At 68.8% G+C, this 23,563-nt stretch carries 17 protein-coding genes; 8 read left to right on the top strand and 9 right to left on the bottom strand.

The genetic code is table 11. The features are described 5' to 3' along the window. Positions 1 to 2: 2 nt before the first annotated feature. Complete coding sequence (locus ABCU91_RS03720; RefSeq protein ID WP_091358600.1) at positions 3 to 437, bottom strand: dehydrogenase; 435 nt, start codon at positions 435 to 437, stop codon at positions 3 to 5. 165 nt (positions 438 to 602) lie between these two features. Here ABCU91_RS03720 and ABCU91_RS03725 point away from each other — a divergent pair, with 165 nt between their 5' ends. Together ABCU91_RS03725 and ABCU91_RS03730 are read left to right on the top strand one after the other, a co-directional pair. After that, positions 603 to 1,478, top strand: a complete 876-nt coding sequence (locus ABCU91_RS03725) for a neutral zinc metallopeptidase (protein ID WP_091358603.1) — start codon at positions 603 to 605, stop codon at positions 1,476 to 1,478. 192 nt (positions 1,479 to 1,670) lie between these two features. Further along, a complete protein-coding gene (locus ABCU91_RS03730; RefSeq protein WP_413354845.1) occupies positions 1,671 to 3,200 on the top strand; it encodes a DEAD/DEAH box helicase in 1,530 nt (509 codons plus the stop codon). A gap of 106 nt (positions 3,201 to 3,306) precedes the next feature. Here ABCU91_RS03730 and ABCU91_RS03735 read toward each other — a convergent pair whose 3' ends face one another. The 4 genes from ABCU91_RS03735 to ABCU91_RS03750 all read right to left on the bottom strand — a co-directional run bounded on the left by ABCU91_RS03735 (position 3,307) and on the right by ABCU91_RS03750 (position 6,225). Then, positions 3,307 to 3,717 (bottom strand): hypothetical protein, encoded by a 411-nt coding sequence (locus ABCU91_RS03735; protein ID WP_133398814.1) that lies wholly within the window; start codon positions 3,715 to 3,717, stop codon positions 3,307 to 3,309. Further along, entirely contained in the window at positions 3,714 to 4,175 is a 462-nt protein-coding gene (locus tag ABCU91_RS03740; protein ID WP_307467005.1) for an adenylyltransferase/cytidyltransferase family protein, read from the bottom strand. Before ABCU91_RS03740 ends, ABCU91_RS03735 begins: the two co-directional genes overlap by 4 nt. A gap of 92 nt (positions 4,176 to 4,267) precedes the next feature. Then, the gene (locus tag ABCU91_RS03745) at positions 4,268 to 5,203 is read right to left on the bottom strand and encodes a glycosyltransferase family 2 protein (RefSeq protein WP_413354846.1); all 936 of its coding nucleotides are present in this window, start codon (positions 5,201 to 5,203) and stop codon (positions 4,268 to 4,270) included. Continuing rightward, positions 5,200 to 6,225: a glycosyltransferase gene (locus ABCU91_RS03750; protein ID WP_413354847.1), complete on the bottom strand. Its 1,026-nt coding sequence runs from the start codon at positions 6,223 to 6,225 to the stop codon at positions 5,200 to 5,202. The genes ABCU91_RS03745 and ABCU91_RS03750 overlap by 4 nt, the downstream gene beginning before the upstream one ends. A 364-nt stretch (positions 6,226 to 6,589) precedes the next feature. Here ABCU91_RS03750 and ABCU91_RS03755 point away from each other — a divergent pair, with 364 nt between their 5' ends. The 5 genes from ABCU91_RS03755 (at position 6,590) to ABCU91_RS03775 (ending at position 15,967) form a co-directional block, all read left to right on the top strand. After that, entirely contained in the window at positions 6,590 to 7,327 is a 738-nt protein-coding gene (locus tag ABCU91_RS03755; RefSeq protein WP_413354848.1) for a CDP-alcohol phosphatidyltransferase family protein, read from the top strand. After that, a complete protein-coding gene (locus tag ABCU91_RS03760) occupies positions 7,317 to 8,270 on the top strand; it encodes a glycosyltransferase family 2 protein (RefSeq protein WP_413354849.1) in 954 nt (317 codons plus the stop codon). Before ABCU91_RS03755 ends, ABCU91_RS03760 begins: the two co-directional genes overlap by 11 nt. Before the next feature lie 69 nt (positions 8,271 to 8,339). After that, positions 8,340 to 9,080: a DUF4352 domain-containing protein gene (locus ABCU91_RS03765; RefSeq protein ID WP_413354850.1), complete on the top strand. Its 741-nt coding sequence runs from the start codon at positions 8,340 to 8,342 to the stop codon at positions 9,078 to 9,080. Positions 9,081 to 9,264: 184 nt separating this feature from the next. Beyond that, positions 9,265 to 14,832, top strand: coding sequence for a PKD domain-containing protein (locus tag ABCU91_RS03770; RefSeq protein ID WP_413354851.1), 5,568 nt, complete (start codon positions 9,265 to 9,267; stop codon positions 14,830 to 14,832). A 22-nt stretch (positions 14,833 to 14,854) separates the two neighbouring features. Then, complete coding sequence (locus tag ABCU91_RS03775) at positions 14,855 to 15,967, top strand: glycosyltransferase family 4 protein (protein ID WP_413354852.1); 1,113 nt, start codon at positions 14,855 to 14,857, stop codon at positions 15,965 to 15,967. Here ABCU91_RS03775 and ABCU91_RS03780 read toward each other — a convergent pair. Both ABCU91_RS03780 and ABCU91_RS03785 read right to left on the bottom strand, forming a co-directional pair. After that, the gene (locus ABCU91_RS03780) at positions 15,951 to 16,604 is read right to left on the bottom strand and encodes a glycosyltransferase (RefSeq protein WP_413354853.1); all 654 of its coding nucleotides are present in this window, start codon (positions 16,602 to 16,604) and stop codon (positions 15,951 to 15,953) included. The two genes, ABCU91_RS03775 and ABCU91_RS03780, sit on opposite strands and share 17 nt — an antisense overlap. Before the next feature lie 426 nt (positions 16,605 to 17,030). Next, positions 17,031 to 19,460 (bottom strand): right-handed parallel beta-helix repeat-containing protein, encoded by a 2,430-nt coding sequence (locus tag ABCU91_RS03785; RefSeq protein ID WP_413354854.1) that lies wholly within the window; start codon positions 19,458 to 19,460, stop codon positions 17,031 to 17,033. A gap of 158 nt (positions 19,461 to 19,618) precedes the next feature. On the opposite strand from ABCU91_RS03785, the gene ABCU91_RS03790 reads away from it, so the two are divergent. Then, positions 19,619 to 20,686: an acyltransferase family protein gene (locus ABCU91_RS03790; protein WP_406922887.1), complete on the top strand. Its 1,068-nt coding sequence runs from the start codon at positions 19,619 to 19,621 to the stop codon at positions 20,684 to 20,686. Here the strand turns inward: ABCU91_RS03790 and ABCU91_RS03795 are convergent. Continuing rightward, entirely contained in the window at positions 20,613 to 21,905 is a 1,293-nt protein-coding gene (locus ABCU91_RS03795) for a hypothetical protein (RefSeq protein WP_413354855.1), read from the bottom strand. The two genes, ABCU91_RS03790 and ABCU91_RS03795, sit on opposite strands and share 74 nt — an antisense overlap. Continuing rightward, positions 21,902 to 23,308, bottom strand: a complete 1,407-nt coding sequence (locus ABCU91_RS03800) for a polysaccharide biosynthesis tyrosine autokinase (protein ID WP_413354856.1) — start codon at positions 23,306 to 23,308, stop codon at positions 21,902 to 21,904. Before ABCU91_RS03800 ends, ABCU91_RS03795 begins: the two co-directional genes overlap by 4 nt. Positions 23,309 to 23,563: the final 255 nt, after the last annotated feature.

The raw sequence follows: 23,563 nt of genomic DNA on the forward strand, positions 1-23,563 counted from the left end.
GCTCAGCTCCGGTCGAGCACCTTCACGATGACCGACCGACGGCGCAGCTCCGCGACCGTCCGGGTCTCCTCGTGCGCGTCGCGGCCGAGCGCCTTGACGTCGGTGACGACGAGCACGTCCCCGGCTCCCAGGCGCCCGAACAGGCGCGTGAGCCGTTCCTCCCATGTCTCCCCGATGTCAGGGGCGGGATGCCGGAACCCTTCGATCGGCACGCCGAACTGCGCGAGCGCCTCGCGCTGCGCGACGACGCTCGGCATGTCGGGTCGCGAGACGACGAGACCCACCAGCCGCGAGCCGGCCGGGAGGGCGAGCCACCACTCCGGGCTGGGGTGCAGCGCGGCGAAGCCGGGGGCATCCGTCGTCGGATCATCGGGGATCGCGATGAGGCGCGATTCCGCGTAATCCCCGGGTGCCGGTTCGTCCGCGCGTGCGTCCACTGTGATCTCCTCCGCGAGCGACGACGCGATCAGCGCCGCCGCACTCCATTGTGTCCGATGGCCCCATTGTGTCCGATCGCGCGGGCCCGCGGGGGGCGCGAGTACGGTTCAGGGCGTGGACGCAACCCGTGTCGTCCGAGGCGGCGGCGGGAGTAGCGTCCGGGCATGACCTTCAACCCGAACGCGGATGTGCGGGGCAAGAGCGCGACCCGCCGCGGTGGCCGCGGCCCGATGATCGCCGGTGGCGCCGGAGTCGGGGTGATCGGCATCGCCGTGCTGCTCTTCTCGCTCTTCACCGGGCAGGACCTCAGCGGGCTTCTCGGGGGCGCGCCGGGCGGCGGCGGTTCCGAGCCGGGGACGGCGTTGACGAACTGCCAGACCGGCAGCGATGCGAACAACGACGACGCGTGCCGGCTCGACGCCGGAGAAGAGGTCATCAACTCCTACTGGGAGGGCGAGTTCGGCGGCGACTACCGGGCTCCGAGCCTCGTGATCGTCGATCAGCAGGCGCAGACGCCGTGCGGAACGGCATCCAATCAGACGGGTCCGTTCTACTGCCCGACCGACGAAACCGTGTACATCGACCCCACGTTCTGGTCGATCCTGCGGGGCCAGTTGGGCGCCGAGGGCGGCGACTTCGCGCAGCTCTACGTGCTCGCGCACGAGTACGGCCACCACGTGCAGCACCTGACGGGTGTCTTCGAGGACCACCCGCGCGACGGGACGGGTGAGGACAGCAACGCCGTCCGGACCGAGCTGCAGGCCGACTGCTTCGCCGGAGCCTGGGCCGCAGAGGCTCCGAAGCAGACGGATGCCGCCGGGCAGCCCTACCTGCTCGAGCCGACGCGGGCACAGATCGACGATGCGCTCTCCGCCGCGGCGGCCGTCGGGGACGACCACATCCAGGAGCAGTCGGGACGCGTGAACCCCGAGAGCTGGACCCACGGCTCGAGCGAGCAGCGACAGCGCTGGTTCATGGCCGGCTACGAGGGCGGCCACGCGGCGTGCGACACGTTCGCCGTGTCGGGTGCGGAGCTCTGAGAGCCTCGCCCAGGAGGCGACTGATAGGCTGAACGGGTTGCGGCGCCTTCCCTGGTGCCCCTCGCGTCGTAGAACGCATCATCCGCTGCCGATCCACCGATCGTCGCTGGCGACTCCTTCTCACGGCGAACCCGTCTGCGCATCCGCACTCGGGACACCGATCCGGGCGAACACGCCCGAGTTAGTTCTCTCATGACTGAACCCACGTTCGGCACGCTCGGCGTGCCCGCTCCCCTCGTCACCGCGCTCGCCGCGGACGGCAAGACCACCCCGTTCCCGATCCAGATCGACACGCTCCCCGACACGCTCGCCGGTCGCGACGTGCTCGGCCGCGGCCGCACCGGCTCGGGCAAGACCCTCGCCTTCTCGATCCCCATGGTCGCCCGCCTCGGACAGGGCCTGGCCGGCGGCACCCGCCGTCGCGGCCGCATCCTGGGCCTCGTCCTCGCGCCGACCCGCGAACTCGCGACCCAGATCGACCGCACCCTCGCACCGCTCGCCGCCGCGTACGGCATGAAGACCGCGACGGTCTTCGGCGGCGTGAACCAGAACCGTCAGGTCGAGGCGATCCGCGCCGGTGCCGACATCGTCGTGGCCTGCCCCGGCCGCCTCGAGGACCTCATGCAGCAGAAGCTCGTGAGCCTCGACGCCGTCGAGATCACCGTCATCGATGAGGCCGACCACATGGCCGACCTCGGCTTCCTGCCCGGTGTCACCCGCATCCTGAACGCGACCCCGCAGGGCGCGCAGCGCATGCTGTTCAGCGCGACGCTGGACAACGGCGTCGACAAGCTCGTGAACCGCTTCCTGCAGAACGAGGTGCTGCACTCGGTCGACGAGGCGCACTCGCCCGTCGCCGCGATGACGCACCACGTCTTCCACGTTCCCGGCTCCGACGAGAAGAAGGAGCTCGTGCGCTTCCTCGCCTCGGGCACCGGTCGCCGGATCCTGTTCCTGCGCACCAAGCACGCCGCGAAGAAGCTCGCGAAGCAGCTGACCTCGCAGGGCATCCCGTCGGTCGACCTGCACGGCAACCTCTCGCAGCCGCAGCGTGACCGCAACCTCGCCGCGTTCTCGGACGGTACCGCCCGGGTTCTCGTCGCGACCGACGTCGCCGCCCGCGGTGTGCACGTCGACAACGTCGAACTCGTCGTCCACGTCGACCCGCCCATGGAGCACAAGGCGTACCTGCACCGCTCGGGCCGCACCGCCCGCGCCGGCGCCGAGGGAGCCGTCGTCACCGTCGTGCTCCCGGAGCAGCGTCGCGACGTCGACTCGCTGCTGCGCAAGGCGTCGATCTCCGTCACGCCCGAGACCGTGACCGCGGCATCCGCCTCGGTCGTCGAGCTCGTCGGCCAGATCGCCCCGCACGTGACCCCGGTGCCCGAGCAGCCGCACACCCGCGGCGGGGGCCAGAGCCAGGGCGCGAACGCGCAGCGCAAGCGCGCCGCCCGCGAGGGGCAGGGCGGCGGACGCGGCCAGGGCGGCGGACGCGGTCGCGGTCAGGGCCGCACCTCCGATGCCACGCGCCGTACCGCAGACGCCCCGCGTCGTGACGGCCAGCCCGCTCGCGCGGCCGGCCAGCCCGCGTCGCACGGCGCGCCCAAGGCCGCTCCGGCCGGCGGCGCCCGGCGCACCGGCCGCCGCGCCAGCGGTGGCGGTTCGCTCACCGTCGGCTCGGTCGTCCGCCAGAACGGTGCCGGCCGCCGCAGCGGTCGCTGACCCGCAACAACATCCAGGTCGAGAGCCGCACCCCGTCCACAGGGGTGCGGCTCTCGCCGTCCGTCCCGCACGACGGTGGGCGGGACAGGTCTCGAAAAGTCGGGGCTCAGTCGGCGGCATCCATCAGCGGGTCGATGACGGACCCGGTCACGGTGACCATCCGCCCGGTGATCGAGGCGATGCGGAAGACGGTTGCCTGCGGCGGGGTCGAGGCATCGAGGGGGAGGATGACGACCTCCACCCGATAGTCGCCGATGGTGAGGATGCCGTGGCCCGGCGCATCGGCGAGGACGACATAGGTCCGCGCCCGGGCGCGCGCCCCGTCCTGCTCGGTCGCGACGGACGCTCTCGGATCGCGGGAGCGGGGGAAGATGCTCCGCAGCGGGGGAGGATCGAGTCCGTTGGTCGGTCCGCCCATGACCCGCAGGGGATAGAGGGCGAGGACCTGGCCGACGAAGAGCTCGATGACGTCGTCGGCACCCTCGGATCGCGCGCCGTCGTCGCGCGCCGCGGTCACGCCGACTCGGAACGCAGCTCGCGGTCGTACAGCGTCTCGGCCGAGGCGACCTCGAGCGCACGACGCAACTGGGTGCTCGAGGTGTGCGCTGTGTAGGGGAAGTACACGACCTCGACCCCGACCTCGGCGAACTCGCGTTCGAGGCGGTTGCCCTTCTCGGTGCCGCGCCAGTCGTCGCCCTTGAAGAAGTGCGTGAAACCGACCTCGCGCCACACGGCCAGCTTGTCGGGCACGCGTTCGATGTGGACGTGATCCACGAAGCGGATGCCGCGCACGATGTCGGCTCGCTCCGCCGTCGGGATGAACGGGTCGACGCCCTTCACCTCGTGCAGCATCTCGTCGCTGACCACACCGGCGACGAGCATGTCGCAGTGCTCCCTCGCGTGGCGAAGGATGTTCAGATGTCCCACGTGGAACAGGTCGAACGCCCCCGCGGCGTAACCGATACGCACAGTCATAGCGAGCTCCCCAGCCAGCTAGATCGAGCCCCAACTCGAATCAGGCCCCCAAAGCCCGATTCCTGGACACTACACCACGACGCGCCCGGGCGTCACGACGAGCTGCGGGGGCGGTACTCGAGGTAGCGGAACCCGGCGCCGCCGGCGGCCATACCGATCCCGCGCGCCGCGAGTCTCGCACCGCGTGCCTGGTGCACCGTCGAACGCGTGACGAGGCCCAGGACCCACCGGGCGGCACCGGCCAGCGCGCGCGCCAGCCCGACGGCCAGCCAGCGGGCGCGGCGTCGGAGAGTGCGTACGGCGCCGTAGGTGAGCCCGATGTCGCTGCGGGCGGTCGTCGTGCCGACGCGGAACGCGCGCCGGAGGACCCAGGACGGGGTCGCCCGGTCCGCCGGTACGTGATCGGTCACCACGGCACGCGGCGCGGCCGCGATCCGCACGCCGGCTCGGGTGAGGGCGGACGTGAAGTGGATGTCCTCGCCACCGGAGCGTCCGAAGTCCTCGTCGAAGCGGATGCCCGTGGTGCGGAGCGCGGACACGTCGATCAGGAGATTGTTGGTCGGGGCCGCCGGCATCCGCTCTCCGTCCGCGAATCGGACACGACGGAAGAACCCGCCCGCCACGATCCACTCGTCGGGCGGGACGTCGAACTCCGACTCGACGCGGCCCGAGACCAGATCCGCCGTCCCCGCAGCCCACGGCGATATCAGGGCCTGCAGCCATCCGGGGGCGGGGACCTCGTCGTCGTCGATGAAGACGAGGGCGTCGACGCCTCTGGAGATCGCTTCGTCCAGCGCGGTGTTCCGGACCGCGGCGAGACCGGGACGCGGCTCGAGCCGGTAGTGCACTGATGCTGCGTGAGCCGGTCCTGCGGCGCTTCCTTCCGGATCGTTGTCGATCACGATGACGTCCGCACTCAGGGGCGCGACGTCCTCGCGCTGGCCGGCGAGGGTGACCAGCAGCCGGGCGAGCCGGTCGGGCCGGCGGTACGAGGGGACGGCGATCAGGATCCGCTTCGATGCGCTCACGCGTCGCCCCGCCGCGACCGGATGGCCCCGATGTACGCCTCGCGGTGGCGGGCGCCGACGAGCGACCATCCGCGGTCGTCCAGATCCGGGACGGTCGCAGGAATGGCGCTCGTCGCTTCGGCGAACGCCGACAGGGCGTCGGCCGTGAGGTCGCCGTCGAACATCGTCACCCACCCGTCGCCGACCTCGAGGGCCAGCGCCTCGTTCACCTCGTTGCGGGGCACGAGGACGGGGCGATCGAGCGAGAGCGCCGCGAGCGCCGTGCCGGAGTTGTGCATGAACCGATACGGCAGCACGATCCCCGATGCGGACATGACGGCGCGGGCGAAGTCCTCCTCCGACAGGTAGCGCAGGTCGACGGAGACGCGGTCGTCAGGTGAGGCGAGCTCCCGGATCTCCGCGGCGAGCTCCGGCGTCGAGGGATTCCCCGAGACCCGGAGCGTCCAGTCCCCGAGACGGGAGGCGGTCTCGCGGAAACGCTCGATGAGCGCTTCGACGCCCTTGTAACGGCGCACGAGACCGACGAAACCGAGCGAGCGCGGTGCCGCCGGAACGGCCTCGACGCGGGCGAACCAGTCGCGGTAGTGGCCGTGCGGGATGACGGCCGACGGGATGCCGGGGCGCGCCGGCGTGGAGTCGTTCAGACGGATGTGGAAGTCGGCTCGACGGTCGATCCACCGCAACAGGAACCGTTCCCACCGCGAGTCCACGTCGGGGAGTTCGACGTTGTGGAGCGTCCGGACGATCGCGACGCGGGTGAGACGCAGTCGCGCGACGAGCACGGTGCCGAACAGCCGACGGGCGACGCGCTTGGCCGGGGTCGCTCCACCGAAAAGCGTCTCCGGCCAGTGGAGATGCAGGACGTCGTACCGGCCGAGCAACGCGGTCCGGCGGTCGAAGCGCAGGTGCTCGAGTCCGGGTTCGGAGTCCAGCGCGGCATCCAGCATGTGGACGTAAGGATTGGACGTGGGTCGCGGCGCCCCGAAGGATTGCATCACGCGCAGGCGGTCACCGGTCGGCATAGCGGACAGTCTGGCAGGTCGGCGGATCCCCTCCGCTCTGCGTGCTCGCCCTTCCGCCACGGGCGTCCGGGCGGGGCGGAGCCGGCGGACGCGCGAGACAACACCGGATTTGCGCGGCATACTGTCCATGGGGATGGGCGCTTCCGGTGCCCGCGAATGTCGAGCTACTGGGGGTGGCGCGAATGACTTCGCTCGTAGGGGACACGAGCTCGAGGGCTGCGTGGCTACGCGTCGCCGCTCGGATCGCGACGGTGCCCGGTGCCGTGTCCCGCACCGTCCGTCCGCCCTCTGGGGTCGCCGATCCGGACCATGTCGCGGTGCCCCTCCGCCGCCCACGCGTACGACGCTTGCGAGGAGCAACCCGATGACGACCACAGATCCCATCGCACCGAATCTCGCCGAGACGATGGCGAGACTGCGCGGAGCTCAAAAGGGCCACGCGCGCGGAGCGCCCGCGTACTCCGTGTACGTCAACCGTCGCATCGGACGGTTGTTCGCCGCCGTCGCGTACCGGCTCGGTCTCACGCCCAACCGGGTCACCCTCGTGAGCGCCGCCCACACCTTCGTCGGCGTCGCCCTCATCGCGACGGTGCCGCCGTCCTGGTGGTCCGGCATCCTCATCGCGGTGCTGCTCGTAGCGGGCTACGCGTGGGATTCCGCCGACGGTCAGGTCGCCCGGCTCCGCGGCGGCGGCTCGGTCGCGGGTGAGTGGCTGGACCACTTCGTGGATGCCCTCAAGATCGCGAGTCTGCACCTCGCCGTCCTGGTCGGGCTCTACCGGTTCGGGGACCTCGGCGAGTTCGCCCTTCTCGTTCCGATCGGCTACTCCGTCGTCGCGACCGTGACGTTCTTCGGGATGATCCTCAACGACCTCCTGAAGGGCGCACGCGGTGTGGCATCGACCCACGCGCGGGCCGGCGGCACGTTCGGGCGGTCGATGATCCTCCTGCCGACCGACTTCGGGGTGCTCTGCCTCGCCTTCCTCCTGTGGGGGGTGTCGCCGCTGTTCCTGGTGGTCTACGGCGCACTGTTCGCCGTCAACGCGCTCTTCCTGGGCGCGGCGTCCGTGAAGTGGTTCCGCGAGATGCGCCGTGTCGGCTGACGACGCGAGGTGGGCCGTCGTCGTCGTGAACTACGGCTCGAGCGCGCTCCTCGAGGCCAATCTCGCCGTTACGGTCGCGGAGGCGGAGCCCGACATCGTCGTCGTCGTGGACAATCCAACGACCGGTCGCGAGCGGGAGCACATACGCGACCTCTCCAGACGGGAACGCTGGCTTCTCATCGAGCCCGACGTCAACACCGGGTTCGGCGGCGGCGTCAACCTCGGCGTGGCCGCAGCCCTCGAAGCGGGAGCGACGGGGCTGCTGTTGCTCAACCCGGACGCCCGGATGGGCGGGGACGCCGTCCGCACGCTCCGTAGCGCGACCGCGGGTTCGCCGCTCGCGCTGTGCGCGCCACGGATCATGACACCCGGAGGGTCGGTCTGGTTCGCGGGCGCGGACGTCTCCCTTGTCGACGGTCGCACCCGCAGTCATGCCAAGCGTGCCCAGTATCCCGGCGAGGAGATCTGGGAGTGGCTGACCGGCGCATGCCTGTGGTTCACGGCGGCGCTCTGGCACGCGACAGGCGGCTTCGACGAGGACTACTTCCTGTACTGGGAGGACGTGGACTTCTCGCGCAGGGTCGTGGCCGCGGGCGGGACCCTCCGGCTGGTGGCCGACTCCGTCGCCGTCCATGACGAGGGGGCGACGCACCGATCGAATCGACAGACCAGCCGCAGCAAGTCCGAGACGTACTACTACTTCAACATCCGGAATCGCATGCTCTTCGCCGTTCGCTTCCTCGATGAAGAAGGGATCCGTCGCTGGCGCGCCGGCGTCACGGCATCCGCTCGTGAAGTGATCCTCCGTGGCGGGCGCGCACAGCTGCTCCGGTCGTCAGCGCCATGGCGGGCTTACCTGCGCGGGGTGCGCGACGCCCGCCGGATCGCGGATGAAGGCTTGAGACTCGGCGGCAGCGGTGTCGGGGCCGCCGTCAGGGGCTAGTATCTGTGCGAATCGTGCGGCGCGTCCATTGGGGAGGACGGCACGGTCACGGGGGAGGACGACATCACGATGAAGGACGACGAAGCATTCGCGCGCGATCGCGATGAATTCGAGCGGCTGCTCGGCGAGGAGCCGCGGCGCGCGCCCCGCAAGGCGATGATCGCAGTGGCGGTCGCCGCAGCGGTTGTGATCGGGGGCGGCATCGCGCTCGCGGTCGGTCTGAGCGGCGGTGGGGTGTCCGCGGCGCCGGGTGGTGTCGGTTCGAGCGCCTCGCCCGGGACCGGCGAGCCCTCGTCGAGTCCCGCGCCGAGCGGGACGGCGACGGGGGAGACGCCCGACGGGTCGACGGCGACGCCCGGAACCGGCTCCGACGAATCGGATGATCCTTCCGCGCCGGCGCCCAATGCCCGCGAGACACTTCCGCCGGTCGATCTCGCGGCACCCGTCGCCGTGGACGGAGGTCCGACGGTGTCGGTGCGCCGCATCGAGAGCGTCACAGGAGAAGCCGTCCTTCCCGGCGAGGTGAGCGGCCCAGCGGTCCGCGTCACCGTCGAGGTGAAGAACGGATCCACGAAGGCCATTGATCTCACCACCGCAGCTGTCACGTTGTTCGCCGGCTCCTCGAATCTGCAAGCCAGTCCGGTCACGAAGCCAGCCGGCAAGGCCTTCCCGTCCGAGGTCGAGCCGGGGGAGATGGCCGAAGGCGCCTTCGTCTTCGAACTGCCCGAGGGGCAGCGCGCGGACGTTCGCATCGAGGTCGATCTGTCCGTTTCGGACCCGCTGATCGCCTTCGAAGGCGACATCGACTGACCGGCTGAGGGTCGATTCTCGGAACAGCTCGCGCTGAGCACACGTTATGGCGTATGTTGTGCGAGAAATCCTTTGGGGGGATTTCTGGGGACCCGTCGGCACAGCGCGCTCTGCGTGCATGCGGACGCGTATATAGGGGATGCAAATCGTGGGGACGATTTCTGCGGGCCGTGCGGCCTTTTCTATGATGATCGCGACTGTCGTCGCGGCCGGACTCACGTTCGGAGTGGTGCCGACAGCGGCGATCGCAGCGGATCCGCCGCCAGCCGCTGCGCCATCGGAGCTCCCCGAGACGGTGACGGCCGACGCGCTTCCCACCGTGCAGATCGACGGCGGCGTGGTGTGGTCCCAGGTCATCGTGGGCAACACGGTTTACGCCGCCGGGCAGTTCTCGAACGCGCGGCCGGCGGGCGCGGCACCGGGGACCAATCTCTCGGCGCGCGGCAACATCCTCGCCTACAACCTGACCACGGGCGCGCTGATCACCTCGTTCGCTCCGACCTTCAACAATCGGATCAACGAGCTCGCTGCGTCCCCGGACGGTACGAAGCTCTACGTCACGGGCTCCTTCAGCCAGGTCAACGGTCAGAACCGGCAGCGCTTCGCCGTCCTCGACATCCCCAGCGGCAACCTCCTCGCGGGGACCGTCGGGTTGAACAACATCGGCAAGGCGATCTCCGCGACCGCTGAAGGCGTCTTCGTCGGCGGTTACTTCACCTCTGTCGCAGGCCAGCCTCGACAGCGCATCGTGAAGCTGAATTCCGCGGGCACGGCTGTGCAGCCCTTCACCGTGCCGGTCGACAACGGTCAGGTGCAGAGCATTGCCGTGAACCCGGCCGGCGATCGCGTCGCCATCTCAGGAAACTTCACGTCCGTCGGCGGCGGCGACAAGCCCGGCTTCGGGCTGTATCTGGCCGACGCGTCGAGCGGTACAGCTCTCCCACTCCCCGCGAACACACAGGTACGCAACGCGGGAGAGACTGCGGGCTTCATGAGCCTCGCCACTGATGGCACGAAGTTCTACGGAGCGGGTTGGCACTTCGGCGGCACCGGGAACGTGGAGGGCACCTTCGCCGTGAACTGGGCAGACGGAGCGATCGCCTGGATCGAGGACTGCCACGGTGATACATACGACATCGCGATCGTCAACGACATCGCCTACTCCGCAAGCCACAAGCACTACTGCGGTAACAGCGGCGGCTTCCCGCAGACCGACCCGTGGAGCTTCTATCACTCCACTGCATGGACCACCGATGCCCGCGGGACGAACACGCGTGACATCTACGGCTATCCAGACCACCCGGGAACACCGCGACCCGAGTTGTTGAACTGGTTCCCCCAGACCACACCGGGCAACTTCACCGGTACGGGGCAGGCCGTCTGGACCGTCACAGGTAATTCGGACTACGTCATCTACGGTGGTGAGTTCCCGGTAGTGAACGGCACCCGGCAGCAGGGTCTCGTGCGGTACGGCACGCGAGCGCTCGCGCCGAACAAGCAAGGTCCTCGATTCTCGGGTGACGCCTGGAGCTTCTCTGCGAAGTCCTTCTCCGCGGGAGAGGTTCGCGTGAGGTACCAAACCAATTGGGATCGTGACGACACCACCCTGACCTACCGCGTCTACCGCGATTCCGAAGCTTCCGCGCCGATCTCGGAGAAGACGATCTCGACGGTGTTCTGGAAGCCGCAGTCGGAGACCCTCACCGATGTCGACCTGCAGCCGGGTAGTTCGCATAGATACCGTGTTGTCGCGACCGATCCATACGGCAATGTCGCGAAGTCGAGCTGGATTACCGTGACGGTCTCGAACGCTGTCCTCGGCGATTACGCGAACGAGGTATTCACGGATGAGGCCGAGCACTTCTGGCGCCTTTCCGACCCGGATTCCACGAGCTCCAGTGACTGGGCGGGGACATTCGACCTGGCGATCACCGGCACGGTGGAGTCCGCTGCGGGTGCCATCACGTCCGACCCCGACACGGCCAAGACCTTCACGAACGGGGCGTTCGGAGCAACGACCGACTCCATCGAGGGCCCTGGCACGTTCACGGTCGAGAGCTGGGTGAAGACCACCTCCACGGCCGGCGGCAAGATCATCGGCTTCGGCAACAGTCCGAGTGGGAACTCGAACAGCTACGACCGACACGTGTACATGGACAACGACGGCCGTATCTGGTTCGGTGTCCACCCCGGCGGGGTCCGGACGGTCAACTCCGGCGCCGGTTACAACGACGGCCAGTGGCACCACATCGTGGCGAGCTTGAGTGCCGACGGAATGAAGCTCTACCTCGACGGCAGGCGGGTCGCGCAGCGCGCGGACACGACGTCGGGGCAGTCCTACAACGGATACTGGCGTGTAGGAGGCGACAACATCGGCGGATGGCCCAACCAGCCCTCCTCCTCGCACCTCACCGGCACCATCGACGATGTCGCCGTGTACGGTCAGGCGCTCACACTGGCCGAGGTGCAGTCTCACTACCGCAAGTCGGGTCGGACGCTGGACGTTCCCGACGCTCCGGCGGACGCGTACGGCGCCGTCGTGTACAACTCCGAACCGGATCTCTACTGGCGTTACAGTGAGAAGTCGGGAACGAGTGTCGCGGACAGCAGCATCTCGGGGTACGCCGGCGCCATCGCCGGTACCGTGGCGCGCGACGTACCCGGGGCCCTTTCGGGGACGTCGGACCCGGGCATCGCTCTCTCGGGCTGGTCCAACGTGTATTCCGTGGCGCAGTTCGGGTCGCCGGGCGCGTTCACGGCCGAGACGTGGTTCAAGACGACCTCCACGCAGGGCGGCAAGATCATCGGCTTCGGTGACGCACAGGGGGGCACGTCGTCGAACTACGATCGACACGTCTACATGCAGGACAACGGACAGCTCGTGTTCGGGACCTGGACCGGGCAGGCGAACACGATCACGTCGCCGAACGCCTACAACAACGGTCAGTGGCATCACATGGTAGCCACGCAGGGATCCGCCGGTATGGCGATGTATGTCGACGGTGTCCAGGTCGGGACGAACCCGCAGACGCAGGCGCAGGGGTACAACGGCTTCTGGCGCGTCGGTGGTGACACCACATGGGGTTCGTCGTCGCCGTTCCTCACGGGCAGCTACGACGAGACCGCGATCTACGGTCGCGCACTCACGGCAGCCGAGGTGTCGCAGCACCACGCCGTCGGCTCCACGGGCCAGACGCCGAACCTGCCTCCAACGGCGCAGTTCACCTATTCGCTCGACCACCTCGCCGCGTCCTTCCAGGGATCGAGGTCATCGGATCCCGACGGGACGATCGCGTCGTACGCGTGGGACTTCGGCGACGGCGACACGTCGACGGACGTCAACCCCTCGCACCGCTACCGTGCGGGTGGGGACTACACGGTCACGCTCAAGGTGACCGACGACGACGGCGCCACGAACTCCGTGCAGGTGCCCATCACGGTCATCGCCAACGAGCCCCCGAACGCACGGGCGGCATGGAGCGCCGTCGGTCTCGATGCGACGTTCTCCTCCTCCGGTTCAACGGACAGCGACGGGTCGATCGCCGCATTCGCGTGGGACTTCGGAGACGGACGCACCGACACGGCACCGTCACCGAGCCACACGTACGCCGAGGCCGGCTCGTACTCCGTCACGCTGACGGTCACGGACGACGACGGCGCAACAGCGAAGACCACGCTCGATGTGGTCGTCGCGGCACCGGTCAACGCGGCGCCGACGGCTGACTTCACCTCGACGGTGTCCGATCTTTCGGTTTCCGTCACCGGTGCGGCCTCCACGGACACCGACGGCACGATCGCCTCGTACTCCTGGGCATTCGGCGACGGCGGAACCGCCACCGGCGTGACGGCGTCGCACGAGTACAAGGACGCCGGCGAGTACACGATCACCCTCACGGTGACCGATGACGACGGCGCGACCGGCTCGAAGACCGCAACGGTGACGGTGAAAGCCCCGTCCGTGGCCAAGCCCTTGTTCCTCGACGAGTTCTCGCGGACAGCGGGGTCGGGCTGGGGGACCGCCGATGTCGGGGGCGCCTGGTCGCTGCGCTCGGTCGCGAGCCGGTACTCGGTGGCGAACGGAAGCGGGAACCTGATCCTCCCGAAGGGGACCACCGTGTACGCCGACGCGACGTCGGTGAACACCGACCGAGTCCGCGTCGACGCAACCTTCTCCGTCGACAAGCTCGCCGAGGGCACGTACGTCGCCGTCACCGGACGTCAGGTCGGCGCGGACAGCTACGTGCTCCGAGTGAGGATCAGCGCGGACGGGACCGGTCGTTTGTATGTGCTGCGCAACGGTTCGACGGCGATCGGTTCATCGTTCCTGCTGCCGTTCACAATCCAGGCCGGGCAGAAGTACCACGCCATGTTCGACGTCATCGGAACGTCGCCGACGTCACTCAAGGCGAAGGTGTGGCCCGCCACGGGGGCTGAGCCGAGCTGGCAGCGTGAAGTCACCGACGCGACGGCTGCGTTGCAGGCGCCCGGTCGGATCGGGGTCTTCGGATTCCTTCCCGCTGCGGTGACGAACGACCCTGTGACCGTCTCCTTCGACCGCATCGTCGCCACCGATCCGGATGCCGGAGTGCCCCCGACGGTCAACTCCGCACCGACGGCGGCGTTCACGCACACGAAGGACGGCCTCAAGGTCGACGTCGACGGTGCGGGATCATCGGACTCCGACGGTTCCATCGCGTCGTACGCGTGGCAGTTCGGGGACCCGGCCGGAAGCGTCGGCACCGGAGCCAAGGCGTCGCACACCTACGCGGCGGCGGGGACCTACACCGTCCGGCTGACCGTCACCGATGACGACGGCGCGACGGGGACGGTCACCCATGAGGTGACGGTCGCCGCGCCCGCCGCCAACGTGGCGCCGACAGCGGCGTTCACGCGGACGTCGGCAGGTCTGACGGTCGCGGTCGACGGCAAGACGTCGAACGACACCGATGGCACGATCGCGTCGTACGCCTGGCAGTTCGGTGATGCCGACGCGGGCACCGCGACAGGCGCCACGGCCTCGTACACCTATCGCGTGGCCGGGACCTACACGATCAGCCTCACCGTCACCGACGACGACGGCGCGACGGACACGAAGACGCAGCAGGTGACGGTCACGGCGCCCGCGCCGGGTGTCCTCTTCGCCGACGCTTTCGGTCGCTCGACGACCGCCGGTTGGGGGATGTCGGACAGCGGGGCAGCGTGGACGACCCGCGGTGCTGCGACCCGATTCTCGGTCGCCGACGGAGTGGGCAAGTTCTCCGTCGGTGCCGGGACGTCGCTCTTCGCCGACACGCCTGTCATCGACAGCACGTCCACGACGATGAGCGGTTCGTTCACTGTCGACAAGGTCAACGAAGGCATGTACGTCGGTGTCATCGCTCGCCGAGTGGGGACCACCCAGTGGCTCGTTCGGGCTCGGATCGCGGCGGACGGCACCGTCAAGCTCAACGTCCTCCGCGGTGACAGCACGTCGGTCGGCGCGGCGGTGTCTCCGACGGGACTCACGGTCGCTGCAGGACAGACGTACCGATTCGAGATCGACACCAAGACGACGACGACGACCGCGATCGCTGCGAAGTTCTGGAAGTCCGGCGACGCCGAGCCGACAGCGTGGCAGATCGAGCGGACCGACGCGACCGCCGCGCTGCAGGGGGCGGGATCGGCGGGGCTGTACGGCTACCTTCCGAGTGCGACGGTGAACGCGCTTGTCGCGCTGACGTTCGATGACCTTGAGATCGTGGCAGCGCCGTGACCGTAGGAGGCGTGCGGAGCGAGTGAACTCGATCGCTCGGGACCTGCGCGTCGTCCAGCTCTACGAGGTGGTGAGGAGCGCGCATCTGGAGCGGGCCGCGGCCGTCGAGCCGCGGCCCGTCATCCTGTACCGCCGCAACAGGTACGACTTCGACCCGTCGCTCGTCGAGGCGTCCAACGCGCAGCGTCGGGGGCTGTGGCGGTCGATCGTCTACGCACTGTCCACGGACGTCGACATCGTCGAAGTGAACGAGCCGCTCTCCGGCGATTCATCGTTGCCGAGTGTGTTGTTCATCGCCGCGGCACGGTTCCGAGCCGCACTCCGACGCCGCCCGCGCCCCCTGGCCGTCTCCTACGCCATCGAGAACTTCGATCCCGACGTGCTGTTACGGAATCTTCCGCCGAAGGCGAGGATCCGCCACCGACTGCGTCACCTTGCCACACCCATCTTGTGGCGATCGTTGGACCGGATCGTGTACGGCACAGCCGGCGCGCGAGCCGTGTACGGAAAGGTCTTCGGTGAGACGGTCCGCCGACCCGTCAGCACGCTGATCGAGGCTCTCCCTGCGCCGGCAGGGGGAACGGATGCCGCACGTGATCCGATCATCCTGTTCCTCGGCGACTTGTCGGAGCGAAAAGGGTTCCTCGACGTCGTCGCCGCGTGGCCCGGGGTGAGGTCGGCGGTGCCGCATGCCCGTCTGCTGATCGTCGGGCGCGGTGCGGGCTCCGAAGAGGCAGCGGCTCTCGCGGCATCCGATGAGATGGTCACCACCGTCATCGACCCCCCTCGCGCAAACATCGCTCAGTTGCTCGGCGAGGCGAAGGTCCTGGCCCTCCCGTCGCGTCGTCGACCGCTGTGGCGGGAGCAGGTGGGGCTGCCGATCGTCGAGGGACTGGCGGCCGGGTGCCTCGTCGTGACGACCACCGAGACCGGTATCGCGGATTGGCTCTCGTGCCATGGTCACTGGGTGATCCCTGAACCGGAGGCTTCGGCCGCCCTCGGGGCGGCGCTCATCGAGGCGGTCGGCAGTTCGCGCGACCCGGCCGATGTGCGTTCGGATCTGCCCCGCGTCGATGGGCGGCAGGCGGCGCACGAATGGATGCACCGGGTCGGCGACCCTACCGGGATCGGATGACGTCGGCTATTCGCCCGGCGAGATGCGCGGTGGTGAAATCCGCTTCGACGTGGGCGCGTGCAGCGTTCCCGGCGGCGGACGCCGACGCCGGGTCGTCGAGCAGAGCCATGGTTTCGCGAGCGAGCCCGTCGGCGTCGCCGACATCGACCATGCGCACGGCCGAGGTGCCTCCGAAATAGTCGTTCATTCCCGGCGTGCGCGTGATCACCAGCGGACGCCCTGTGGCGAGGGCCTCGAGGCCGACCGTCATGCCCGACACGTGCAGGTTCGGACGGGTCGCGATGGTGACCACGGAAGCACGCGCGTAGAGGTCGCGCAGCTCGGCGTGCGTGAGATACGGGATGACCGTCACGCCGTCAGGGGGGTCGATGCTGGTCTTGCTCTGCACCACGATCTCCACACCGGGACGGGCGCGTCGCAATGCCGCCATCGCGCGGAGCAAGGTCTCCGGATCTCTATCGCGGTCTCCGCCGACGCTCACGATGAGCGGGCGCGTGGGGTACGCCACGTGCCGGAAGAAGTCATGGTCCACTCCGAAACGGACGTAGTGGACCGGCGGCGCCCCGGAGCCGAGGAAGTCGGTGAGGGGGGCGGTCTGAGCATCCGAGAGGACCCACAGTCCATCCATCCGCCTCATGGAGCGTCGCATTCCTCGGAACGGTGATTCTCCTCGTCGTGCGACGCTGTCGGTGAGCCAGACGACCCCCGAATAGCGCGCGCTCAGCGAGTCGGTGGTCGACAGGAGGGCTCCCGCGTTCTCGTCCCATGTGACTCCCACGGGACCCCCGCGCCGCCGCCCGGGGGGAAGAGGGCCTTCACCCGTCGGGCGGCGCGGCCCGCTGATGACACGTCCGGGAGGTTCCGTGCCGTGACGCCGGCCAGGAGGTCCTCGAGTCGATTCAGCCCGTACGGCCACCGATCCGGGGCCGCGCCGACCGCGTGGCGCTCGCGCCATGCGGACAGGTCGCGGCTCGCGGGATAGAAGACGATGACGCCCGCACCGCCCCCCATAGCCACGATCACATCGTATGCGTCGCGTGTGACGCGTGGCTACGGAGGGGGATCATCGATCGAGTGGAGCGGTGAATGCGCCGGCGCGCTTGGTGCCTGCGGTGACCCCGAGGGCCGAGGCGATGTCCGACGGCAATCCGCCGAGCGACGCGCGCGGGGAGGCGAGCACATCGCTGCGCAACCCGAGCGACGAGGTGAGGATCGGGTTACCGGTCCACAGCGCGGAGCTCTTGTCGTTGCCCGTGAAAGCCGCCACCTCCGAGAGGGTCTTCAGGCTCTTCGTCCCCGAGGATCCGTTCGCCCAGCAGGCCAGGTTCGCCGGCGTCGACGAGTCGCGCCGGTAGTACAGGTTGTTCTCCATCCAGGCGCCGACGCCGGCGCCGGCGAGTCGCCGCTCGGTGTCCTGAGCGAGCACCGGGCAGGAGCCCGACGCGGTGCTGAAGGAGATCACGTTGTTCCGTACGACGACGTCATCCAGAACCCACGGGGCGACGGACTTCAGAGCCGTGTTGGTCTGCCGGCGCTCATCCTGCCAGAACAGGATGGCTCGCCCGCCGGCGTCGATGGTGTTGTTCCAGATCCGGACGTCACCGCTGTTCATCACGTGGATGTCGGCACCGTTCCGCGAGAACACATTGTCCGCGACGATCGCCTGCTGGCTGAGTTCGAGCTGAACACCGGCGGTCCTGTTGTCGGCCACGGTGTTGCTCGTCACCTCGACGTCCCGCGAGTTGATATCGAACCACACGCCGGCGCTGTCGTTGTCGTCGACGATGTTCCCGTCGATACGGACGTCGTTCGAGTCGGTGATCTTCACCCCGCCCGAGACGGGGGCGGGTTTGAAGCTCTGCGTGTTGTTCCCCCTGATGATCGAGTCGGTCAGGGCGAGGTTCGCCACCTTGTTGACGCCGAGACCGAGCAAGCCGTTGTCCTGGAGCGTGACCCGGTGGAACTTCTTGACGTCGTTCCAGGCGAAGACTCCGACCGTGGCGTTGTTCCGCACGACCATGTTCTCGAGGGTGATGTCGTCGACCTCCGCAGTGACCGTACCCATCATCGAGAGGGTCGTCGCGTATCGTTCGACTCCGAACCCGCGCAGTGTGGTGTGCTTGCCCTGGATCTTGAAGGCGCGCGTGAGTGTGCTGGCCTCCACCCGTTTGCCCGACGGGTCGGAGCCGACCAGCAGTCGCTTCCCGCCTTCGTCCACGTAGAACGTGCCGGCTGTCACCGCGCTCGCCGAGCCGACCTGGGTGAGGGGCTTGTCGTTGATCCACACCTGATCGGGGTACCCGGCGAGCGGGTTCGCTCCGTCGACGAACCGGCGGGTCTCATCCATGCCCGCCGTGAACGACACGGTGTGGTCGAATCTGTGCGTCCAGCCGGTCTTCACCCACACGTTGCCCGACTTCACCCAGCCGGTCACCGGTGAACTGCCGTCGAACCACACTGCTTCGCCGGGGTAGGCCTGGATCGTCAGCGCCTTGTTGTAGCCGACGTAGACGTATTCGCGGTACGTGCCGCCCCGGAGGACGATCGTCGATCCGGACGGCGCCTTCGAGACTGCATAGGCGGCACTTCCATAGGGATCGCCCGCGGTGCCGGAGCCTGTCTGCGTTCCCTTCGGGGCGACGAAGATCGCGCGTGCCGGAACGGGGTACGTCGTCGTGCCGACGGGAGCGCTGCCCACAGCCTTGTCGCCGCCCGAGGGCGGTGTAGGTGCCGGCGCCGGCGAGGTGGACGCCGGGTCCGAGACTCCGACGTCGTCGAGACGCACGGTCGAGGACGGCGAGCTCCCCGACAAGTAGGACGCGATGGCCGGGTAACCCGCGCGGGAGATGCGCTGTGCGCTGGTGTCGTCGTAGACCGCCTGCCACGCGGGCTTGGTCGATCCTTGAGTCCAGATGCGAGCGCGCAGCTGGACCGGCGACGAACCGGTCACGGAGAACTCCACGTTGACGCGCGTTCCGGCCGCAAGGCTCGCGATCGGCTTCATCGAACGCAGCACGGCCTCTCGGCCGGATCCGCCGTCGAACCGGCTGAGCCAGAGGTTGACGCCCGTCTTTCCGAACCCGACCCGGGCCTGATAGGAGAACTTGCCGTCGGATCGGAGTGCCAGCGAGACGGTCGAACCGTTTCCCGTCGTCGTCGGCTTCTCCGGCCAGACGGTGGCTCCCAGGACAGCGTCGGTGAGCGAGGTCGAGCGGATCGCCTGCTCCGTGGACGCGCCGGGCGTCAGGGCGATCACGGCTGCTCCGTCGCGGACGCTCGTCGATCGCGGAGACGAGGCGGTCCACGCATCACCGGAGGTCGACGTGCCCCACCCTTCCGCCACGGTGCGGCTGAAGGTGTCCTGGACGTGCGTGGCGGCGGTCGCCGCGGGTGCGGTCGCGGCAGATCCCGCCGCGATGAGTGCGAGAGCCACAGCGGTGGCGGCAGCCCGGACGCGGAATCGGGCGCGCGTGAGGGCAGGAGGATGTGTCATATCAGCGGGTCGCCTTCGGGTGGGGGTGGCGCGGATGAATGCTCATCAGAACACGGGGCGTGCTCTCAGCCGCGTGCCATGAGACACTTTTCATCTGTGCAGGGGTGCACGGCATTCTGCGGACGGGGCTTGGTCCGCGCTGATGATGGGGGGTCATCGTGTGGGGTTCGCTGTGGCGATCGGCGCCGCCGTCGCACGACGGTCGGATCGAATGGGTGGATGCCGGCAAAGGGCTGGCGATCGCGCTGGTCGTCCTGTTCCACTCGGCGCGCTGGTTCGCTGGAGTGGCGGGCGATGTCTCAGGCTGGTTGTGGATCAACGACCTTCTCGCCACGATGCGGATGCCCTTGTTCTTCACCTTGGCCGGGCTGTTCGCCGCCAAATGGGCGACGGTGCCGCTCGCGCAGCTCTGGAACGCCAAGCTCAGCCTCTTCGTGTGGGTCTTCCTCCTCTGGGAATTGCTCGGCCTCGGCCCCTACCTGATCGGTCAGGCGGCGCACGGCATCGAGATCAATCCGCGGAGAGAGATCTTCGACACCGCGGTATCTCCACTCATCCCTCGTTTCGAGCTCTGGTTCATCTGGGCGCTGGCCCTGTTCTTCCTTCTCAACAGGGCGCTGCGGGCCGTGCCGGCGGCCGTCACGCTGCCCACAGCCGCCCTCGTGTCCGTCATCGGGTTCACCGGCATCCTCCCGCTCCCGTCGCCGAGTTGGACGGGCGTCTGCAAGTACTACGTGTTCTTCCTCATCGGGATGACGTGGCGGCGCGCGTTGTTCGCCTACGCGGCGCGCAGCGGATGGGTTCTGCGCAGCCTGGTCGTTGTCGCGTGGGCCGCGGCGGCGTGGGCCGTCACGGTGTTCGACCTGAGTCGGATCCCCGGGGTGTACCCCGCTCTGGCGTGCGTGGGCGTGCTCGCGGGCATCGCCATCAGCCAGGTCCTGCAGCGGTCCGCCTGGATCGTGGGCCTGGGATCCCGGACGCTGCCGGTCTACCTCGCGCACACGCCCATCGTCATCCTGCTCGCCGCCGCTGTCGCGCTGGTCGCGGACCACACCGTGGTTCGAACGGCGGCCCCGGTGCTGCCGGCGGTTGCGGCACTCGCCGCGATCGGCCTCTCGCTGGGCCTGCACCGGGTCTCGCGACGAACGTTCCTCAGGTTCCTCTTCGATCCGCCGCCGCAGCTCCTTGTGGCGCACCCTGCCGGACCGACGAGCGCTGCGCGATGAGGGCCGACACGGGCACCGCCAACACGACGAGTGCCAGCGGGAGCGTCTTCATCGCCGATACCGCAGGGCTGAACGCGAGATCCCACACCAGGCGTGTTGATAGGTAGACCGCGAGCACGGTGCACGCACCTTCGCGCAGCGCGCGTTCGAGTCCCATGCCCGCGATGACTGCGACGACCACGCACGCTGCGAGCCCGGGGAGTCCGAACCACAGCCAGAAGTCCCCCACCATCGAGTGGACTTCGATGCCACCGCCGAACATGAACCTGTCGACGTAGTTGTTGTGGGGGTCGTACCCGATCGCCGCCATGGAGGACTTCGCTGCCGTGACGTCGGTGGGCGACGCGACGATGCCCGATCCCATCCCCCACGGGTTCAAGCGGATGAGGGCTTCGGATGCGGCGATCTCGGGGCGGCCGCCGAGCAGGAGCGAGCCGGACGTGCTGATCTGCGCCTGGGTCCGATCCTTGGTCGCCTCGCCGAAGAAGCCCTCCAGGATCGCCGCCTGCGCGACGAAGAAGACGGCGATGCCGAAGAGGACGACTCCGACGACGTTGCCCGCGCGACGACGCGCAGACCCCGCAACCCGACCGATCCGTTGCCAGATGAGGACGACGGCCGCCAGAAGCAGCATGGCGGTGTTCGAGCGCGCGTCATTCACCACGCCGACCGCTGCCAGGAGGACGACGACGACGAGTTGCGGCATCAACCGGTCGCCCCGCGCGGCGATGGCCATGAGGAGGATCGTGAGCGGGATCGAGAAGGTGAACCGCCAGCTCGCGGTGGCGTCGATCTCCCCCAGGATGCCGAGGGTCATGCCCACCCCGTACGCGATCGACACCGCCGACAGTCCGATGACGGTCCGAGCCCAGAGGAGCGCTCCGACGGCGCCGAGCAGACCCAGTGCCAGAGCGCTGCGTTCGACCAGGCTCGAGGGGAGTGCGAGGTGATCCGTCGACATCCACCATGTGAGCAGCACGCCCGCGACTGTGGCAGCGACCAGGAGGGCGGCCAGCGCGACGAACAGTCGAGCCCGCCGCAGCAGAGGCAGCCAGAGCGGGACGAGCAGCAATCCGACGAGGCCGCCCACGGGGGCGTTGAAGGGGAGCGCGAGGCGGAGTCCGACGATGACGCAGAGGAGGATCGCGAAGACGGGTTCGGCCGTCCACTTGCGGGTGAGGATGTCCGCGCCGCCGGCCGCGGCCGTACGCGGGGTCATGGCCGCGGCTTCGATCTCCCGCCCCGCCGATCACTCCTGCGCCAGCGCCACGGCTGCGGCATGGAGGAATCGTTGTCGTGGTACGGGCTCGAGTCGACGCGCTTGACCGCGTTGAGGACGACGCCGAGGATCCTCGTCCGGGTCGACTCGAGCTCGTCCAGCGTCCGTCGGAGCGCGTGCCGCTTGGTGAACCGGTAGCGCGCGACCACGAGGATGCCGTCCACGACCGGAGCCAGCCACAGCGGGTCACTGACGGCCAAGACCGGCGGGCTGTCGATCACGACGACGTCGAACCGCTTGCGCGCGTCGACGACCAGGTCTCGCAGGTGGTCCGAAGTGAGTAGCTGTCCCGGGTTCGGGGGGATCGTCCCGCTCGGGAGGACGCTGAGGTTGCGTGTGCCCCAATGCTGGATCGCGTCGGCGAAGCCGATGTCGCCCACGAGGATGGTCGTGACGCCGACGCCGCCCTCCAGTCCGGTCATCTTCGCGATCGACCCACGTCGCAGGTCGGCGTCGATGAGGAGGACCCGCTGACCCTGTTCGGCGAGGATCAGGGCGGTCGACAGGGCGACCGAGGACTTGCCCTCGTTGGATGTCGCCGAGGTGATGAGGATCACGCTCGTGTCACCGTCGACGTTGGCGAACCGTAGCCCGGCGGCGACACCGCGGATCGACTCGGCGGCCAGGCCGGTCTCCGCCCGCCGCACGGCGTCGGGGAGGGTGGCTCCATGACCGACGCTGGTGACTTCGCCGAGGACCGGAGTCTCGGTGAGGGCGGCGATGTCCTCGCGGGACTGCAGTCGCGTTGCGAGCAGTCGTCGCAGCCAGGCGTAGACCATGCCGATGATCAGCCCGACGAGCGCGCCCACGACGATCAGCAGCCGTGTGTTCGGCGCGACGGGATTGCGGGACTCGGTGGCCGGGCTGATGGTCTCGATGCGCACGGCAGGACCGGATGTGCTCGTCTGGGGCGACAAGCCCTCGACTGCCTCGGAGAGTTCTTCGGCGATCGCATTCGCGATGGTCGCCGTTCCGGTCGAAGACCCGCCGCTCACGGAGATGTTGAGCACCGCCGAGTCCAGCGGCGTCTCCACGACGACCTGGCCGGCGAGCGCGCGCGGCGTGATCGTGAGGCCGAGGCGGTCGATCACTGGCTCGAGGACCACGGGTGATGTCGCGACCAGCGCGTAGGTGCTCACGAGGCTTTGGACGTAGCTGGAGCCCTGCACGAGTTCGGCTGTGCTGTCACCGCGAGTCGGCAGGACGACGACGGATGCCTGGGCCCGGTACACTTTCGGTTGCGTCTGCGCGTAACCGTACGCGACCGCTGCGCCGAGAAGCACGAGCGCGACGATGGCGAACCATTGTTTGCGCAGGGCCAGGAAGTAGTCGTTGAGGCTCACCGACGGAGCCCCGGCTCTGTTGGAACCGCGTTCATTGCACGTTCGTCGTCGATCACGATGACAGATCCCCCCCACAGCACCCGAGGTGCCCCCCAACGGCCCTGGCGGATGCTCTTGTTTCCCGCATTCTATGCCGTAACGCGTGCGCTCGGTGCCGGGGATGAGTGAATCGGCTCGGTGACCGGTATCCTCTGAACGGGGACACGCAGACTGGGGGAGTCGTATGCGAACGAGCGGTTTTGGGATCAGGCGGGC

The sequence above is a fragment of the Microbacterium phoenicis genome (assembly GCF_047302325.1).
Lineage (GTDB): Bacteria > Actinomycetota > Actinomycetes > Actinomycetales > Microbacteriaceae > Microbacterium.

Excerpts from the sequence above, each read along its gene's own strand:
- ABCU91_RS03730 (WP_413354845.1), top strand. The coding sequence starts at position 1,671 with ATGACTGAACCCACGTTCGGCACGCTCGGCGTGCCCGCTCCCCTCGTC.
- ABCU91_RS03765 (WP_413354850.1), top strand. The coding sequence starts at position 8,340 with ATGAAGGACGACGAAGCATTCGCGCGCGATCGCGATGAATTCGAGCGG.
- ABCU91_RS03770 (WP_413354851.1), top strand. The coding sequence starts at position 9,265 with ATGATGATCGCGACTGTCGTCGCGGCCGGACTCACGTTCGGAGTGGTG.
- ABCU91_RS03740 (WP_307467005.1), bottom strand. The coding sequence starts at position 4,175 with ATGACTGTGCGTATCGGTTACGCCGCGGGGGCGTTCGACCTGTTCCAC.
- ABCU91_RS03725 (WP_091358603.1), top strand. The coding sequence starts at position 603 with ATGACCTTCAACCCGAACGCGGATGTGCGGGGCAAGAGCGCGACCCGC.
- ABCU91_RS03780 (WP_413354853.1), bottom strand. The coding sequence starts at position 16,604 with ATGAGGCGGATGGATGGACTGTGGGTCCTCTCGGATGCTCAGACCGCC.
- ABCU91_RS03795 (WP_413354855.1), bottom strand. The coding sequence starts at position 21,905 with ATGACCCCGCGTACGGCCGCGGCCGGCGGCGCGGACATCCTCACCCGC.
- ABCU91_RS03755 (WP_413354848.1), top strand. The coding sequence starts at position 6,590 with ATGACGACCACAGATCCCATCGCACCGAATCTCGCCGAGACGATGGCG.
- ABCU91_RS03750 (WP_413354847.1), bottom strand. The coding sequence starts at position 6,225 with ATGCCGACCGGTGACCGCCTGCGCGTGATGCAATCCTTCGGGGCGCCG.
- ABCU91_RS03785 (WP_413354854.1), bottom strand. The coding sequence starts at position 19,460 with ATGACACATCCTCCTGCCCTCACGCGCGCCCGATTCCGCGTCCGGGCT.